This is a genomic window from Pelagibacterium mangrovi (assembly GCF_036662815.1).
Lineage (GTDB): Bacteria > Pseudomonadota > Alphaproteobacteria > Rhizobiales > Devosiaceae > Pelagibacterium > Pelagibacterium mangrovi.
The window spans coordinates 307,081-322,510 of the sequence record NZ_JBAFXA010000006.1 but is presented as its reverse complement, the minus strand read 5'-3'; the positions used below and the strand labels follow the sequence as shown (position 1 = coordinate 322,510).

At 60.9% G+C, this 15,430-nt stretch carries 20 protein-coding genes; 17 read left to right on the top strand and 3 right to left on the bottom strand.

The genetic code is table 11. The features are described from left to right. Positions 1-151: 151 nt before the first annotated feature. Entirely contained in the window at positions 152-940 is a 789-nt protein-coding gene (locus V4T21_RS12805; protein WP_332717380.1) for a DUF6551 family protein, read from the top strand. On the opposite strand, the gene V4T21_RS12800 is transcribed toward V4T21_RS12805, so the two are convergent. Then, positions 941-1,318: a hypothetical protein gene (locus V4T21_RS12800; protein ID WP_332717378.1), complete on the bottom strand. Its 378-nt coding sequence runs from the start codon at positions 1,316-1,318 to the stop codon at positions 941-943. It abuts the gene before it with no gap. Between the two features lie 138 nt (positions 1,319-1,456). Between V4T21_RS12800 and V4T21_RS12795 the strand changes: the two genes are divergently transcribed. Then, on the top strand, positions 1,457-2,314 hold the full coding sequence (locus V4T21_RS12795) for a hypothetical protein (RefSeq protein WP_332717376.1): 858 nt from the start codon (positions 1,457-1,459) through the stop codon (positions 2,312-2,314). Between the two features lie 637 nt (positions 2,315-2,951). On the opposite strand, the gene V4T21_RS12790 is transcribed toward V4T21_RS12795, so the two are convergent. Beyond that, on the bottom strand, positions 2,952-3,140 hold the full coding sequence (locus V4T21_RS12790; protein WP_332717374.1) for a hypothetical protein: 189 nt from the start codon (positions 3,138-3,140) through the stop codon (positions 2,952-2,954). A 275-nt stretch (positions 3,141-3,415) separates the two neighbouring features. Next, entirely contained in the window at positions 3,416-3,757 is a 342-nt protein-coding gene (locus V4T21_RS12785) for a 4-fold beta flower protein (RefSeq protein WP_332717371.1), read from the bottom strand. A gap of 143 nt (positions 3,758-3,900) precedes the next feature. Here V4T21_RS12785 and V4T21_RS12780 point away from each other — a divergent pair, with 143 nt between their 5' ends. The 15 genes from V4T21_RS12780 (at position 3,901) to V4T21_RS12710 (ending at position 15,429) form a co-directional block, all read left to right on the top strand. After that, positions 3,901-4,239 (top strand): HNH endonuclease, encoded by a 339-nt coding sequence (locus V4T21_RS12780; protein ID WP_332717369.1) that lies wholly within the window; start codon positions 3,901-3,903, stop codon positions 4,237-4,239. Between the two features lie 183 nt (positions 4,240-4,422). Beyond that, on the top strand, positions 4,423-4,977 hold the full coding sequence (locus tag V4T21_RS12775) for a hypothetical protein (RefSeq protein WP_332717366.1): 555 nt from the start codon (positions 4,423-4,425) through the stop codon (positions 4,975-4,977). Then, the gene (locus V4T21_RS12770) at positions 4,977-6,668 is read left to right on the top strand and encodes a terminase large subunit (protein WP_332717363.1); all 1,692 of its coding nucleotides are present in this window, start codon (positions 4,977-4,979) and stop codon (positions 6,666-6,668) included. The genes V4T21_RS12775 and V4T21_RS12770 overlap by 1 nt, the downstream gene beginning before the upstream one ends. Continuing rightward, entirely contained in the window at positions 6,665-7,912 is a 1,248-nt protein-coding gene (locus V4T21_RS12765; protein ID WP_332717360.1) for a phage portal protein, read from the top strand. Before V4T21_RS12770 ends, V4T21_RS12765 begins: the two co-directional genes overlap by 4 nt. Continuing rightward, positions 7,899-8,597, top strand: a complete 699-nt coding sequence (locus tag V4T21_RS12760) for an HK97 family phage prohead protease (RefSeq protein ID WP_332717358.1) — start codon at positions 7,899-7,901, stop codon at positions 8,595-8,597. Before V4T21_RS12765 ends, V4T21_RS12760 begins: the two co-directional genes overlap by 14 nt. 29 nt (positions 8,598-8,626) lie before the next feature. Then, positions 8,627-9,868: a phage major capsid protein gene (locus V4T21_RS12755; RefSeq protein ID WP_332717355.1), complete on the top strand. Its 1,242-nt coding sequence runs from the start codon at positions 8,627-8,629 to the stop codon at positions 9,866-9,868. A gap of 66 nt (positions 9,869-9,934) precedes the next feature. Continuing rightward, positions 9,935-10,174: a hypothetical protein gene (locus V4T21_RS12750; protein ID WP_332717352.1), complete on the top strand. Its 240-nt coding sequence runs from the start codon at positions 9,935-9,937 to the stop codon at positions 10,172-10,174. A gap of 3 nt (positions 10,175-10,177) precedes the next feature. Then, a complete protein-coding gene (locus V4T21_RS12745; protein WP_332717350.1) occupies positions 10,178-10,483 on the top strand; it encodes a head-tail connector protein in 306 nt (101 codons plus the stop codon). Then, positions 10,483-10,836: a phage head closure protein gene (locus V4T21_RS12740; protein ID WP_332717347.1), complete on the top strand. Its 354-nt coding sequence runs from the start codon at positions 10,483-10,485 to the stop codon at positions 10,834-10,836. Before V4T21_RS12745 ends, V4T21_RS12740 begins: the two co-directional genes overlap by 1 nt. Next, on the top strand, positions 10,833-11,261 hold the full coding sequence (locus tag V4T21_RS12735; protein WP_332717345.1) for an HK97-gp10 family putative phage morphogenesis protein: 429 nt from the start codon (positions 10,833-10,835) through the stop codon (positions 11,259-11,261). The genes V4T21_RS12740 and V4T21_RS12735 overlap by 4 nt, the downstream gene beginning before the upstream one ends. Positions 11,262-11,264: 3 nt before the next feature. Further along, a complete protein-coding gene (gene gp17, locus V4T21_RS12730; RefSeq protein ID WP_332717343.1) occupies positions 11,265-11,690 on the top strand; it encodes a tail completion protein gp17 in 426 nt (141 codons plus the stop codon). A 49-nt stretch (positions 11,691-11,739) separates the two neighbouring features. Next, positions 11,740-12,192 (top strand): phage tail tube protein, encoded by a 453-nt coding sequence (locus V4T21_RS12725; RefSeq protein ID WP_332717340.1) that lies wholly within the window; start codon positions 11,740-11,742, stop codon positions 12,190-12,192. Beyond that, positions 12,192-12,554, top strand: a complete 363-nt coding sequence (locus V4T21_RS12720; RefSeq protein WP_332717337.1) for a hypothetical protein — start codon at positions 12,192-12,194, stop codon at positions 12,552-12,554. The genes V4T21_RS12725 and V4T21_RS12720 overlap by 1 nt, the downstream gene beginning before the upstream one ends. Before the next feature lie 353 nt (positions 12,555-12,907). Next, positions 12,908-14,725 carry a hypothetical protein gene (locus tag V4T21_RS12715; protein ID WP_332717333.1) on the top strand — a complete coding sequence of 606 codons (1,818 nt, stop codon included), beginning with the start codon at positions 12,908-12,910 and terminating at the stop codon, positions 14,723-14,725. Then, entirely contained in the window at positions 14,725-15,429 is a 705-nt protein-coding gene (locus V4T21_RS12710; RefSeq protein ID WP_332717330.1) for a hypothetical protein, read from the top strand. Before V4T21_RS12715 ends, V4T21_RS12710 begins: the two co-directional genes overlap by 1 nt. Position 15,430 lies beyond the last annotated feature (1 nt).

Below are 15,430 nucleotides of genomic sequence, written 5' to 3'. Positions count from 1 at the left end.
AAATCCGGCAGCCCCGCTCATGCTCTACGCGCCATACCCGGCTCGGTCCTGCATGACCCGTCCCCCCGCCCGAAACTCGGATGGGGGGACGTATGCCCAGCAACCACCCCTCTCAATCCTGCAAAACGAACGATCAGAGAAAGGATACGATATGGAAGATGAACCGACATTCCGCGACCCCGGCCCGCTGCCCGATCTCGACTGGATCGACGTGAGCCTGATCGACGTCGACCCGACATACCAACGCGGCCTCGATGATAACCGCGTCACCAAAATTCTCGACTGGTTCTCCTGGCGTAGCTTCGGCGCGCTGACCTTGGCCAAGGCTGAGGACGGACGATATCATGCCATCGACGGCCAACATCGCCTTGAGGCCGCGAAACGCCACCCCAGCGTCACGCTCGTGCCCTGCACGATCATCGAGGCGGACGGGACGGTTGCCGAGGCTGAAACCTTCGTTACGGTGAACGCAAACCGCAAAAACGTCTCGCCGCTGGAAATGTACTGGGCCGAGCTGGCGGCCGATGACCCAGAGGCATTGACCGTCGCCCAGGTGACGAACAGGGCCGGCGTCGAGATCCTGCGCTATCCCGGCAGCAACGGAAATTACAAGCCCGGCCAGACCGTCGCCATCGCGGCTCTGCGCACGCTCATCGACAAGCGCGGAGCCATGCGGGCGCGTCAGATCCTTGAAGTTCTAGCCAAGGCCGAATTGCACCCGATCACCGGGCTCCAGATCAAGGCGTGCGAGGCGCTGATGCTCGATCCGGAGTATTGCGTCCAGATCGAGCCCGATGCCATTGCCGATGCGATCCGGGGCCATGCCCTGATGCTGGACGATGAAGCGGCCGCGTTCGCGGCGACGCATCGTCTGCCGAAATGGAAGGCGATGGTATCGGTATGGTTTCGGCGGACGCGGAAGAAGCGGAAGGCGGCGTAATCATGGTACGCAGAGCGTTCCGTCCTTGAGGTGCAGCATCTCAAAACGATTCTCGAAGAAGCGGATGACATCGCCTTTGAAATCGGGAACCGCATCTACCGCGTGCCATACGATCTCGTCCCATTGTTCGTGGGTGACCAGAGGCGCGACGCGCATGGCCCAGAAGCGAATAGCTTCTTCAAAGGCTTCGTCGACGGTGTCATTGGGTGATGGCTCACCCCTTGCTAAAGCGACGCTGGAGGCGAGCTCGGCGGCAGAGACTGTGCGGAAGGCGCGTCCGCCTTTTGCTTCTCGCTCCTCGCGTACAGCCGTACGCAGACGGTTTGCGATCTTAATGATCTTAACAGCCTCGGTTTTCAAATCATCGATTTGGCTCATGACTTCCCTCGTGTTCTTTCGGGAAACGATATCACCCATCTTGGGTGCGGAAAACTTGACCTTTCGGATTTGTGAAGGCATATTCCGTTCCATCTCACTTCGACTGCCCGACCTCTCATTCAACCGAGAGGTCGATCTATGTCCAAGCCCCGTTCGGGCCCGAAGACCAAGCCGCTTACCTATGAGCAGGCCATTGCCGAACTGCCCGCCGCCGAGAAGGCGATGCGGGCGGAATCGGCTGAATACTCCCAAGCCTACGAGCAATCAGTGCGCGAGCTGCGCAAGCTCCACGACGTCATGGCCAGAGAGCGGGCGAGGTCCATCCTTGCGCATCGCCGGTATGACGAATTGCGCAAGGTCGTCGATAAAGGCGAGCCGGACCTGAAACGGATGATCGATAGTCGCCTGGCCGACGATCCGTCTGTCACGAAGGGGTTGCTTGAGGCGGTGGCCAACGGCGAGGTCGAGACGCAGCACAAGGAGCGCAAGAACACCCCCCACAACATGGTCATCCTGATCGGCGGACTGGCACGGGTGAAGACCAAAAGTGAGGCGCAGATCCTCGCAGCCATTCGCTACGGCAATCTGTTTGATCGCGCACAGATCGGTGGGGCTCGGGCAACCGACTACACTCAGGTCAAGGTGGACACATCAGGCCCGAAACAGGATCAGATCAGCGCTGCCCAGGATGACGCGCGCGCGGAACTAGCGGACGCTCGGAAGGCACTTGGCCCGCGAGCAACCGGCATCATCGACATGGTGGTGATCGGCGGTGCATCGGTTCGGTCTCTGGCGGCCAAACTCGGACATGGAGAGGGCGGCCAGGGTCGGAAGCGGGCAGAGAAGGAACTGCTCGACGGGATCGACGTGCTGGTGACGTGCTTTAAGCTCGATCCTGCGGCCAAGAGCCGAACGCACCACTGGGGTGACGGCAGCAAGGCGAAGATCTTGCGCGACGAGGAAGGCAACCTGATCAAGATGGATGAGGTGGCCTGATCTGGCCTGCTTGCAATCCGGGCCAAATCATCATATGTTCCGGATATGTTGGTGTTCTGTGCCAATTAATAAGGCTCTGCTTTGGCGGAGCCTTTTGCGTTTATCCTAAACCTCAGACCGATCTGTCAGCCGCGCAACGACGACCTCTGGATCTTTATGCCATTCGTGTTGGTCATCAGGGGACATTGCGAACGGCTGCCACCAGCCATCGGTCAAGTCGCTTCCGGCGATATGTGAATTGTAGGCGCAAGGTATTTCCTCAGGCGTGGGATCGCCAGCAGTGGTCAGCTTTCGCTCTTCGTAGATGAAGGGCGCTCCGCAGACAGCACATTGCAAGATCCGCCGCATATTGGTGCTTTCCAGGATGCTGAGGTCGGGAATATCGATTATAGAGATGGTCTCGCTCGCCAATATATTGCTACACTGCGCGTATGACACTCAGACCTACAGCACTTGAGCGAGCTTTTGATCTGGCAAAGACCGGTCGCTATGCGACCCTCGGCGAGATAAAGCAAGCGATCCATCACGAGGGCTATTCCACAGCCTCGCTGACCGGCCCTTTGCTAATGAAGTAGATTAGGCAACTCATAGCCGCCAGCCGCAGTTCTGCCAACGCAGAGTGAGCCCATCGCGTTGGCTACACTTCGTCTATGTGGCCTTCGTTTTCCGTCAGCTCATGCTCTTTGGCTTCTCTGACGTCTTCGGCCATCTGAACCTCTTGATAAGGCCCAAGCGACCCAGATTCGCCGTCCTTGGACCAGTCGACCCAATGGCCGTCCTTGCCGGATCGGATGGTGACGGTAATTGATCGGTTTTTGTTCGGCATAGGTATGGTCCCCTGTTCGACAGGACCATAGCTAAGCCGCCTTGAATGAACAAGTAATCGTCAGCCGGGCGGCGGAGGTCCGGCACCAATTCAGATATGGCCACCTCGAGCCGGTGTGGAGAGGTGGGACGCGCCGGAAGCTCGGGAGAGCGCTCAGCCCTATCGCATTCGCGTATCAGGGGAGACGGGGTAACGCGGACGGGGGTACGACCGGCAACAATTCAGCGGGTGAGCGATGGTCGCGCGCCGGTCTCCAAAACCGAGCGCTGCAAAGTTCACCAATCAAAGTCATCCCAATGAGAGCTGACTGAAGGCTTAATGGGGGCGAGCTTCCGCAAGCTTTTCAACGGCTTGAGCTTCTTAAGTTTTTTCATCGGCTTCAATTTCTTCATTGGCTTCATCGGTCCGCCTGTGGCGCCGTCATTAAACAGAAGCCGATGTCCCGAATTATTCACGAGCCATCCGTCGTGAAGCCAACCGAGGTGGGCGCCATTATAGCCGTAAATGTGCCCGTCTTTTAGATAGGCGACGGGATTGCCAGCCCAGTCGAACAGGTGCTCCCCGTCTTCAGAATATAACCGCGGTTGACCGTGCCTGTCATAAAAATCGAGCGCCATGCCCATTCTCCCCAATCCTCGTCATGAGAGCTTCGCGCAAGCCCGGCGGAAAGGCAATGCCATGGCACGCAAGCCCGCTGCCCAACAGAGCAGGCAAGACCAGCGGCGCGCCTATGACCGGCAGCGCAACCAGCAGGAGTAATATGGCCCGCCTCAAGACCATTCGCCCCATGGTGGCAACGCTCAAACCGACGCTAACCGCTACGGTCCAACACGAGACACCACGCCTCAGAGGCAGGGCAGGGGTAAAGCAGCGTCACCGCCGCATGCTCCGCACCAACTACATGTGCGAGCTCTGCCAAGCCAAAGACATCATCACCATCGCCACAGTGGTGGATCACGTCGTTCCCCTTGCCCTTGGCGGTACAGACGACGACAGCAACACCCGCAACCTCTGCGATGAACACCATAGGCAGGTAACAGCCGAGCAGTTCGGGCACAGCCACCAGCCGACGCCCGAGCGATACCGCCGCAGCCGATAGATCACAGCAAGCGATAGTGGCCACAAAACCCCAATAACCTGACAAGCCGGCCATTCATCAGGCGGGGGGGGGGGGCGGTCAAAACCTTGAGAACCGGGCCGAGCGGACACCCGCGCTCCCCTCACGCAGAGATTTAATCCTCCCTCAGAAAGCGCCCAGTGCGTACCGAGTGCGAACCAAGCCATGACCGACACAAAACAGCCGATCGATTGGGCCGGCATCGAGAAGGATTATCGCGGCTCAACCCGCAGTATCCGGGAGATTGCGGCATGGTTCTCCATCTCCGAAGGCGCGATCCGCAAGCGAGCGAAGAAAGACGGCTGGGAGCGCCCGGCAAAGGATAGCGGTGCGCAGGTGGTACGCGCGGACGCAAATGCGGACCCGGTGGGGTCAAAGCCTGTTCCCAAGATCGAGGAAGTGATCGGGCGCGGGCGCAATATCGCAGATCGTCTGCTCGATGAGCTGGATGCCGAAACGCTCCAGCGGGGCGAGCTCGAAACCATCATCATGATGAGCGAGGAAGATCCGGCGCGGCAGACGGCACTCAAGCAGGCGGTGAGCTTGCCGGTGCGCGCTAAGACATTGCAGACGCTTGCGCTGGCGCTCAAGACAATGGGCGAGACAGCGGCGGCCGGTGGCAAGAAACAGCAGCGGCAAGTAGCGGCGGAGGATGCGGCCAAGTCTGGCAGCAAGTTCGCGCCAAGGACGGGCCCGCGCCTTGCGGTGAACAATAGCTGATGCGTGCCTGGAGTACGGCGTGCCCAGACTGGGAGACGCGGGTTGTTGCACGGCGGTCGTTGATCCCGTTCTCGCCGCTGTTCCCGACTGAGGCGGAACATGCGCTGTCGGTTTTCAAATCGCTCAAGGTAGTGGACCTGCCGGGCAAGCCGACCTTTGGCGAGGTCTGCGATCAATGGGTGTTCGATTACGTCGCGGCGATCTTTGGGGCCAATGACCCCGAGACTGGCGATCAGCTGATCAGCGAGTTCTTCCTGCTCATCAGCAAGAAGAACACAAAGTCGACCATCGCCGCGGGGATCATGCTCACAGCGCTGATCCTCAACTGGCGCGAGGATGAGGAAATCCTGATCCTGGCGCCGACGATCGAAGTTGCGCAGAACAGCTATAAGCCAGCCGCCTCCATGGTGCGCAATGATCCTGAGCTGGAGGAATTGCTGCACGTTCAGGATCATATCCGGACGATCACGCACCGGACGACCAAGGCGGCGCTCAAGGTGGTGGCCGCCGATACTGATACGGTTTCGGGCAAGAAGTCGGGCCGCATCCTGATCGATGAGCTTTGGGTGTTCGGCAAGCGCAAGAACGCCGACACGATGTTGCAGGAAGCGACGGGCGGTATGGTTTCGAGGCCAGAGGGCTTCGTGATCTACCTCTCGACGCAGAGCGACGAGCCGCCGGCAGGTGTGTTCAAGGACAAGCTCGACTATGCCCGCAAGGTTCGGGACGGGCTAATCGAGGACCGGAAGTTCCTGCCGGTGCTTTATGAGTTCCCGCAGGCGATGATCGATGCGGGGACGTATACCGACCCAGCGAACTTCTACGTCACCAATCCGAACCTTGGGCGGTCGGTCAACCAAGACTGGCTCATCCGAGAGCACCAGAAGGCCCAAGAGGCTGGCAAGGGAACCCAGACGTTCCTCGCCAAGCATCTGAACGTCGAGATCGGCATGAACCTGCGGGCCAATAGATGGCCGGGCGCCGATTTCTGGCCGGGCAGGGCAGAGGGCTCGATTTCGTATCAGGTCTTGCTGGATGAGTGCGAAGTGATCGTGCCGGGGATCGACGGCGGCGGCCTCGATGACTTGTTCGGGCTGACGCTGATCGGTCGGCACAAGGTTACGCGCGATTGGCTGAGCTGGTCCCATGCCTGGTGCCACAAGGGCGTTCTGGAACGGCGGAAATCGATCGCGGCGCGGCTTCGGGACTTCGAGAAGGCCGAGGAACTGACGATTGTCGATGACGAGCTGGAGGATATCTCAGCCATCATCGAGATCATCAGCGAAATCAAGGCGCGGAATATGCTTGGCCCGGTCGCTGTTGACCCGGCTGGGCTTGGCGAACTGCTCGAAGCGCTGGACGAAATCGGCGTCACGCAGGAGGCGGGGCTGTTGATCGGCGCCCCCCAAGGCTACGCGATGATGAACGCCATCAAGACGGCGGAACGGAAGCTGGCCAATGGGACGCTCAGGCACGCAGACCAGTCGCTCATGGACTGGTGTGTCGGAAATTTGAAGATCGAGCCGACCGCCACGGCGATCCGGGCAACGAAACAGAACGCCGGTGACGCCAAGATCGACCCGGTGATGGCGATGTTCAACGCGGTGACCGTGATGATGCGGAACCCAGAGGCGGCCAAGGCCTCTGGTCACCTTGATGACTACCTGAAATCCCTTGTGGGGGCAGCATGAACCTTCTGCAAAAGATGCTCGCTCCCTTTCGGGCGAAATCGGAGCTGACCGAGCAGCCGCGCATGCTGTCGCTGACCAACCCGCGAGATTGGGGGATCGAGCCGTCCTTTTCCGGCGAGACGGTCGCAACGCAGGACGTTTTGGCCCTTTCTACGGCGTGGGCGTGCGTGAATCTCATTGCAGGCACGATCGGCGCGCTCCCTTTGATGGTGTATCGCACCGACGAGGACGGTGGCAGGACTGTGGCGCGCGATCATTCTCTGTACCGATTGCTGCATGACAGCCCGAATGTCCACCAAACGGCGCTTGATTTTCTGGAGTTCGTCTCCGCCTGCATCGAATTGCAGGGTAATGGACTGGCCCGGAAGACCCGGAACGCGCAGCGCCAGGTCGTGGCCCTTACGCCAGTGGCGTGGGATATCGTTTCGGTCAAGCGCCAAACCAGCGGCCGCCTTCGGTATTCCTGGACGGAGAATGGACAGCGTTTCGACCTTGACCAGGACGATGTTCTGCATGTTCGTGGGTTCGGAGGCGGGCCTCTCGGTGGCCTTTCGACGCTTACCTACGGGCGGCAGACGTTCGGGCTGGCCAAGGCCATCGAACGAGCCTCTGGGGGCACCTTTGCGAACGGCATGCGCCCTTCGGTCATAATTGCTTACAAGGAGTTCCTGACCCAGGAACAGCGTGATTTGGTTGAGGGTCGGCTCGAGGAAAAGTATCTCGGCGCGGTCAACGCGGGCCGGCCGTTCATTGCCGAAGGCGGAATGACGGTCACGCCGCTATCGATGAAGCCAGAAGACGCGCAGATGCTGCAATCGCGGGCTTTTTCGGTCGAGGAAGTCTGTCGTTTCTTCGGCGTGCCGCCCCACATGGTTGGTCATACCGAGAAAGCGACCAGCTGGGGCACAGGCCTTGAGCAACAGACGCTGGGGTTTCAGAAGTTCACGCTTCGCCGTCGCCTGGCTCGTATTGAGCAGGCCATGCGCAAGCAGTTGTTGACGGCCGAAGACCGGGCGGCGGGCGTAACTATCGAATTCAGCCTCGAAGGCCTTCTGCGCGGGGATAGTAAGGCACGCGCCGAATTCTATCGCGGCATGAGCCAGATCGGCGCCATGACCATCAACGAGATCCGCCAACTCGAAAACCTACCGCCCGTCGAGGGCGGCGATGTTCCGCGCATGCAGATGCAGAACGTGCCGATCACGGAATCCGGCAATGAGGTAAACGACAATGCTCAGGTTTAAGGACGCCGCTGTCGATCTGACCCGCACCGCTCCGGTCCTCGACATCAAGGAACTGCGCGAGACGGGCGAATTCGAGGGCTATGGCTCGACGTTCGGCGGTGAGCCGGACAGCTATGGCGACGTGATCGCGGCAGGCGCCTTCAAGGAAAGTCTCGCCGAGCATAAAGCCAATGGCACCATGCCCAAGCTGTTCTGGCAGCATGATCGTCATGAGCCGATCGGCAAATGGGTTGAGGCCAAGGAAGACGACAAGGGCCTCTACCTCAAGGGTAAGCTCAATATGGGCGTGCAGCGCGCCCGTGAGGCCTATGAGCTGCTCAAGGAAGGCGACATCGACGGCCTCTCGATCGGCTATCGCATCAAGTCCTATTCGGTCGATACCGATACAGGTGTCTGGACGCTGGAAAAGCTCGACCTCAAGGAGGTTTCGATCGTCTCGATCGGCGCAAACGACAACGCGACGATCTCCAGCGTCAAGGCGGCCAAGGCCGCATACGAACTTACGGACAAGCTCAAGGCCGGGGACCGGCTGACCGAGCGGGAATTCGAGACATGGCTCAAGGGATTGGGCTTCTCGAATTCGCAGGCGGAGCGTGCCGCGCGCGTCCACCTGAAAGGGCAGGGGGAACCTGCCGATGCGGAAGATGAACGCCTCGCTTTTATGCGGGCAATCCTGGGTCGCTAGGCCCTTCCCACACATTATTGGAGGTTCCCATGTCGGAACAAAAAACCCGCGAAGAGCTCGCGGACGAGATCAAGGCTGCGCAGTCCAAAATCGTCAAGGAAGAAGTCGATAAGGTTCGCGGCGAGTTCGAGGACTTCATCGGCAAGTCTGCCAAGGACGGCAAGCTGTCCGAGACGATCAAGGGCGACATCGACCAGGCGCTGACCACGCTCAACGCGACCCTCGATGAGAAGTTCGCCGAAATCGATCAGCAGTTTGCCGCCGGTGGTGGTACTGGTGACGATGAGCAGAAATCCATCGGCGAGAAGTTTGTCGAGTCCGAGGGCTTCAAGGCTTTCGAGGCGTCGGGTTTCTCGAAGATGATCGGTCGCGCCGATATGAACGTCAAGGCGACCATCACCAGCGCGACCACCGATGCCGCCGGGTCGGCTGGTTCCGGCGTCCAGAACACCCGTCTACCGGGTCTTGTGGAACTCCCTCAGCGCCGTCTCACCGTCCGCGATCTGCTTTCGCAAGGCCGGATGGATGGCTCGACGCTCGAATATGTTCGCGAGAAGGGCTTCACGAATGCTGCCGCTCCTGTTGCGGAAGGTGCCGCCAAGCCGGGCTCCGATCTCCAGTTCGAGCTTATTACGACCTCGGCGAAGGTCATCGCGCACTGGATGAAGGCCTCGAAGCAGATCCTTTCGGACTTCAACCAGCTTCGTTCGGTCATCGACCAGCGCCTGCTCTATGGTCTCGCCTATGTCGAGGAAGACCAGTTGCTCAACGGTGATGGCACCGGGCAGAACCTCAACGGCATCCTGCCCCAGGCTACGGCATTTGCTACGCCCGCTGGCGTGGTAGCCCCAACGCCACTCACGTCGATCGACACCCTCCGCATCGCCATGTTGCAGGCGGCCCTGGCCGAATATCCTGCTACCGGGCACGTGCTGAACCCGATCGATTGGGCAAACATCGAACTGACCAAGGACGGCGATGGTCGCTACATCATCGGTAACCCGCAGGGCACGGCGCAGCCGACCATGTGGGGCCTGCCGGTGGTCTCCACTCAGGCGATGGACGTCGGCACCTTCCTCACCGGCGCGTTCCGTCTCGGCGCCCAGCTGTTCGACCGCTGGGACGCGCGTGTGGAGGTTGGCTATGTCAACGACGACTTCACCCGCAACCTGGTGACCATCCTGGCTGAAGAACGCCTTGCGCTCGCGGTCTACCGCCCCGAGGCGTTCATCACCGGCGATATCAACCCGGTCGAAGTGCCCGCCGGGTGATTTCGTTCGGCTCATCAAGGAGGGCGGTTTGCGCCGCCCTCTCTATGAACCGAAAGGAGCAACCCCATGAAATACGATGTTCTGCGCCAGCACACTGGCGACAAACGCTATGCCAGGGGAGACGTGCGTGAGGCCGAACCCCGCGACGTGGCTCACCTGGTCGAGGCGGGCATTCTTGCCGAGCATAAGGCGAAATCCGAGCCTGCGGCCAGGAACAAGGCCGAACCGGCGACGGCGAACAAGCGCGATCCGCTAGACCATGACGGCGATGGCCGCAAAGGCGGCGCCCGGAAGGCGGGGAAATAACCCATGGCCGATATCGTCATCACCCAGCTTGGCCCGCTCTGGACGCTGGCCGATGTTAAAGAGCATCTGCGCGTCGAGGGTGACGACGAGGATGGCCTGATCGCCGCCTACATGGATGCAGCCGAGCGCGCACTCTTGCGCTTTTGTAATCTGACGCTAGTGCCGTATCAGCAGGAAGCGGTGTTCAAGGCGGCCGGCTTCATCACGGTTTCGGCGTTCTACGACAACCGGCTCATGAACGAGGGTGAGGATGGCATTCCTGCCGCTGCTCGCGCTCTGGTCTGGCCGTATCGCTGGTTGCCGATCTAATGGACGCCGGCGACCTTGACCGCCGCATCACCTTGCACAAGGCAGGCGAGCCACAGGGCGAGGATGATTTCGGCAATCCCATTCCCGGCGAGGATATCAATCTCACGCGCTGGGCCGAGTATCTGCCGGTATCCGACCGTGAGCGGCTCGCGGCGATGGAGGTGTCGGCCTCCTATACCGCGCGCTTCCGCATCCGGTGGAGCCAGGCAGTGAAAAGCGTCGATCCGACATGGAGGCTGACCTTCGAGGGGCGTGTGTACGATATTTCGGGCGTCAAGGAATTGGGGCGGCGCGAGGGGATCGAGATTACGGCGAGCGCCCGTGCCGAAGCGATCGAGGAAACCGCGCCATGAGGGTCACCTTCAATGTGGTCGGCCTCCGCGAGGTCGAAAAGGGCCTGGGCGAATTGAAGGCGGCGACGGCTCGCAGCGTGACGCGCAAGGCGCTGCAGGCCGGTGGCGAACTGATTGCCAGGGACGCCCGTGCAATGGTGCCGCGTGACACGTGGGGTCTCCACGAGAGCATCAAGGTTTCGGGAACGCTTAGCCCCTCGCAGGCCGCGCAGCATCAGAAAGAATCCGAGCAGGAAGTTTTTGTCGGGCCGGACAACCGCCCGCAGGCCGTCACGCAGGAATTCGGAACGGTGTTTCACCCGCCGCAGGCGTATATGCGGCCCGCGTTCGACGCTCAGAAGCACAACGTGGTCAAGCGCATCGCGGATGAGTTGATGGTCGGCGTCGATCGAGCAGTGCAGCGCGCCGCGCGCCGAGGACGGTAGCAGATGATGGAAGCGGATTTCCGATCGCTGATCGTTTCGGCCAGCGCCATCACCGCGCTTGTCCCGGCATCCGATATCCGGCTCAATTTCATCCCGCAGGGGGCGAGCGCGAAGGCTGTGGCCATCTATCGTGTCAGCGGCGTGCCCGGCTATGTGATGGACGGCCCCGACGGACTGGAGGAAAGCCGCATTCAGGTCGACGTGCGCTGCTCGGACCCAAAGAACGCGCCAGGGTCCGGCTATAGCGCGGCCTTCGCGATTGCGGCGCAGATCAAAGCACTGCTCTCCGGCTTCAAGGGAACGATTGGCGGCACGCAATTCCAAATGATCGGCATCCTCGCCGAGCGTCAGTCGTCGGAAGACACCGATACGGCATTCTATCATCGGTTCTCGATCGATTTTCAGGTGTGGCACCGCCAGACCTCATAGCCCTGTTGCGCCGTGGGCTGGCGCGCTCCACTCACATTGAGGTGACACTATGTCGGACCCTATGGGCGCCACCGAAGCCCAGATCGGCTATGGCACGAAATACGAGATCGAGGACGCCGCCGGCAGCGGCACGTTCTTTGAGGTTGGCGAGGTCACGGAAGTGACGCCGGGCGAGGAGACAGCGGACCAGGTCGAAGCGACCCATATGCAATCGCCGGGTCGCCGCCGCGAGCGTATTGCCGGCCTGATCGATCCGGGCGAAGCCAGTTTCGTCGTCAACTGGATTCCCGGCAACGAAACTGACCAGTTCTTGCGTGGGCTGCTCAAGAGCGGCGAGCGCCGTCTTCACAAGATGACCTTCCCCGGCGCAGTCTCTGTGACCTACACGGGAGCCATCACGGGCTTTTCTAAGGCTGTCCCCCTCGATGACCGTATGACGGCCACCATCACAGTCGCCATTTCCGGCGAAGATGTGTGGGAAGGTGACGAGGTAATCGCATAATGGCCAATCGTCAGCGCGGCGCGGTCGAGATCGAAGCATTCGACCGCACCCTTACTCTACGCTTTTCGTTCAACGCCATGTGCGAGATCGAGGAGCACTTCGATAAGTCGTTCGATGAGGTCATGTCGTCGCTCAACACGAAGCATCCTCGTCTGACCACGCTGCGCGGGGTTCTATGGGGAGCCATGTGCGAGAACCAGCCGCGCCCATCTCTCTCGAACATCGGTGAGCTTGTCGATGAGCTCGGGGCGGAAGCCATCGGCGCGGCGATCAGCAAGGCCATGGAGGCGGCGTTCCCAAAGTCGGACGCCAGTGAAAACCCTCCGAAAGCCAGCAAGGCTGGGACTGGCAAAACCTCCTAGCCGATTACATTTCGCTCTGGGACGGCGAGCCAGACCTTGACCGGTTCTGGCGGCTGACCCCGCGCGAGTTCTCCATCCTCGTCAAAGGCGCGTCCCGGCGCCGGGCACGAGAGCACAACGACCGTGCATGGCTGGCTTGGCACATCGCCCGGCTCAACGCCTACGCTCCGACGAAATCCGACAAGTTCATCAAGCTCAAAGAGCTTCTGCTCACCGACGAAAACGCCCCCAGGCACCGCCCGAAACAGAGCTGGCAAGCCCAACTCGAGATAACGCGCGGCATCATGGCGGCCAGAGCAAAGAGGTAGGTCATGGCCGGGGCAGTTGTAGGCGCCGTTCGCGTCGATCTGGGCATGAACACCATTGCCTTCCAGAACGGCATCAAGCGCGCGCAGGAAGGCATGCAGCAGTTCCAGCGCGGAGCCGCTCGGGTGGCGAAGGCGGCGGGCGAAATGACCCGCGAAATGCGCGAGCGGGACATTCAGGCCTATGGCGCGGCAATGGATGGGCTGCGGGCCAAGTTCAATCCGCTCTATGGCGTGATCCGCACGTACCGCGACACCGTTGCCGAGGTCCGGCAAGCGCATGCGGTCGGCGCGATCTCGGCCGAGGAAATGACTGCGGCGATCAACCGGGAGCGCACCGCCGCTCTTGCCAGCATCGGCGCCCTCAAGGGGCGAACTACTGCGTTGACCCAGATGGGCGGCGCGAGCCGGCTGGCCGCCGCCAATGCCCGCAACCTGTCCTATCAGCTCATCGACATCGGGCAGGGCATCCCGCTCATGTTCCAGTCGCCGCTTTACGGCTTGCAGAACCTGGGCTTTCAGATCGCCCAGATTTCGCAGCTCTACATGGGGCAGGGCGGGCTCAGCCAGGCCCTTAAGGACGTAGGTGGGCAATTGCTAGGGTTCACGCGGTATCTGGGGCCTGCGGCTCTCGCCGTGGGCGCTGTCGCCGCCGGCGTCGCCGGGCTGACGCACGAGATTAACCAATCTGCGGAAGTGCAGGTCGGGTTCTTTGATGTGGTGCAGGCTGGATTCTCGCTTATCTCAGAGCAGATCATGGGGGTTGTCGGACCAGCCATCAATCAGCTTCTCATCTGGTTTGGTCAGATGTGGGGCGTGATTTCACCAGTACTCAAGACAGTGGGTAATGGCATCATCGGCACGTTTGTCGGCGCCTTCGACGCTGTAGTTGCATCATGGGATAAGCTGCCGGCAGCTATGGGCGATCTGATCATTCAGGCCGCCAACACCGTGATCCAGCATGTGAAATACATGATCCGGTCGGTGCAGGTCGAGTTCAACAAGTTTTTCGGCGGTCTCGATCAGATGCTGCAGGATGCAGGCATGCCCACGCTGGGCATCCGCGTCGATCCGATCAGTTTGGCAGGTGGGGAAATCCCCAATCCGTTTGCCGGGGCGGCCTCTGGCGCGGGAAAGGCCGCATCAGGCGCGTTCTCTAATGCCATGAGCCGAGACTACCTCGGCGAAGCGTTTGGGGCGTTGTCGCAGCGTGCTCAAGACATCGCTCGCACCCGCGCGGAAATGGAGGCTCTTGAGGATGCCACCGGCAAAGCCGGCGGGAAGGCCAAGGAGTTGGGAGACAAGCTCAGCGAGGCCGCCAAGGCGGCACAGCAGGAGTGGGAGTTCTACCGTTCCACCTTTTCGGGGTTCTTCTCTGACCTGCGCGGCGGTCTTTCCGAAGGCAAAAACTTCTGGCAGTCGTTTGGCGAAGCGGCCAGCAGCGCGCTCAACAAAATCCTCGATCGGTGGATGGAACTGATTGCCAACAACATCTTCTCCATCCTCATGCCTTCGCCAGTTGGCGGCGGAGGAGGAGGCGGCGGTCTGCTCAGCGGTCTATTCTCTGGCATTGGCAAGCTGTTCGGCTTCGCTCAGGGCGGCAGTTTCCAAGTTGGGGGCTCGGGCGGCATCGACAGCCAGCTCGTCGCGTTCAAGGCCAGCCCCAACGAAACGGTATCCGTCACCAAGCCCGGTCAAGAGGCGCGTATGGCCCAGCCAGTCCGCGTTGAACTGGAGGTGCAGGAAGGCGCTCTCTTCGATACGAGGGTCCGCCGCATCGCCGGCGAGGGCGACGTGCAGGTTGCCAAGACCATCGAGCGCAACTTCGGTGGCATGATGGCCGACTATAACCAGAGGAACGGCTGATGGTGCTGAATGCCGCCTCCTGGCCGGCCACGGTCTTTCCGCGCTCGGGCGCTTTCTATCTGGAGAACCAGAGCCGGTCGGGCGGCGTCTCTATCCTCGGAAACGAGCAGGTGACCGTGGCGCCATCGGCGCGTTGGGGTGCTCGCTTCTCCATGCCGGTGGTGACCGAAACCTCGGTGCTGGCGTGGCGTGCGTTCGTTGCCGGCATGTATGGCCGGGCAGGGACGGTGCTGGTGCCGAAGTGGGAGGCCTATGGCCCGCGCGACATGAACGGTCGGCGGATCGAGGAACTGGCAACGGCCCAATGGGGCGACCAGCTTTTCGATGACAATGGCGCCTTCGACCTATCCGGCTGGGGGCAGGACGATACGCAGGTCTATGCCACGCTTGCCGACGATGCCGCGCTCAACGCCACCCAGATCGCGGTGAACTATGCGCCGGGAATCGATGGGGTTCGGCCGGGCCAGTATTTCGGCATCGGGCAGCGGCTCTACATGGTGACGCAGACCTGGCAGGAGGATGAGGGTGAGCCGACACAGATCAGGTTCACGCCTTGGCTGCGCGAGGATGTGGCGGCGGGTGCTACGGTGATTATCGACCGTCCGGTTTGCCTGATGCGGTTTGCGCAGGATCAGACGGGAGAGCTTGAGCTTGACCTTGGCAGGTGGGGTAGCGGCGGTCTTGAATTCACAGAGGCGTGGTAGG

Bases quoted from the DNA above. Each gene is read 5' to 3' on its own strand.
- V4T21_RS12805 (WP_332717380.1), top strand. From the start codon at position 152: ATGGAAGATGAACCGACATTCCGCGACCCCGGCCCGCTGCCCGATCTC.
- V4T21_RS12800 (WP_332717378.1), bottom strand. From the start codon at position 1,318: ATGAGCCAAATCGATGATTTGAAAACCGAGGCTGTTAAGATCATTAAG.
- V4T21_RS12795 (WP_332717376.1), top strand. From the start codon at position 1,457: ATGTCCAAGCCCCGTTCGGGCCCGAAGACCAAGCCGCTTACCTATGAG.
- V4T21_RS12790 (WP_332717374.1), bottom strand. From the start codon at position 3,140: ATGCCGAACAAAAACCGATCAATTACCGTCACCATCCGATCCGGCAAG.
- V4T21_RS12785 (WP_332717371.1), bottom strand. From the start codon at position 3,757: ATGGCGCTCGATTTTTATGACAGGCACGGTCAACCGCGGTTATATTCT.
- V4T21_RS12780 (WP_332717369.1), top strand. From the start codon at position 3,901: ATGGCCCGCCTCAAGACCATTCGCCCCATGGTGGCAACGCTCAAACCG.
- V4T21_RS12775 (WP_332717366.1), top strand. From the start codon at position 4,423: ATGACCGACACAAAACAGCCGATCGATTGGGCCGGCATCGAGAAGGAT.
- V4T21_RS12770 (WP_332717363.1), top strand. From the start codon at position 4,977: ATGCGTGCCTGGAGTACGGCGTGCCCAGACTGGGAGACGCGGGTTGTT.
- V4T21_RS12765 (WP_332717360.1), top strand. From the start codon at position 6,665: ATGAACCTTCTGCAAAAGATGCTCGCTCCCTTTCGGGCGAAATCGGAG.
- V4T21_RS12760 (WP_332717358.1), top strand. From the start codon at position 7,899: ATGCTCAGGTTTAAGGACGCCGCTGTCGATCTGACCCGCACCGCTCCG.
- V4T21_RS12755 (WP_332717355.1), top strand. From the start codon at position 8,627: ATGTCGGAACAAAAAACCCGCGAAGAGCTCGCGGACGAGATCAAGGCT.
- V4T21_RS12750 (WP_332717352.1), top strand. From the start codon at position 9,935: ATGAAATACGATGTTCTGCGCCAGCACACTGGCGACAAACGCTATGCC.
- V4T21_RS12745 (WP_332717350.1), top strand. From the start codon at position 10,178: ATGGCCGATATCGTCATCACCCAGCTTGGCCCGCTCTGGACGCTGGCC.
- V4T21_RS12740 (WP_332717347.1), top strand. From the start codon at position 10,483: ATGGACGCCGGCGACCTTGACCGCCGCATCACCTTGCACAAGGCAGGC.
- V4T21_RS12735 (WP_332717345.1), top strand. From the start codon at position 10,833: ATGAGGGTCACCTTCAATGTGGTCGGCCTCCGCGAGGTCGAAAAGGGC.
- gp17 (WP_332717343.1), top strand. From the start codon at position 11,265: ATGATGGAAGCGGATTTCCGATCGCTGATCGTTTCGGCCAGCGCCATC.
- V4T21_RS12725 (WP_332717340.1), top strand. From the start codon at position 11,740: ATGTCGGACCCTATGGGCGCCACCGAAGCCCAGATCGGCTATGGCACG.
- V4T21_RS12720 (WP_332717337.1), top strand. From the start codon at position 12,192: ATGGCCAATCGTCAGCGCGGCGCGGTCGAGATCGAAGCATTCGACCGC.
- V4T21_RS12715 (WP_332717333.1), top strand. From the start codon at position 12,908: ATGAACACCATTGCCTTCCAGAACGGCATCAAGCGCGCGCAGGAAGGC.
- V4T21_RS12710 (WP_332717330.1), top strand. From the start codon at position 14,725: ATGGTGCTGAATGCCGCCTCCTGGCCGGCCACGGTCTTTCCGCGCTCG.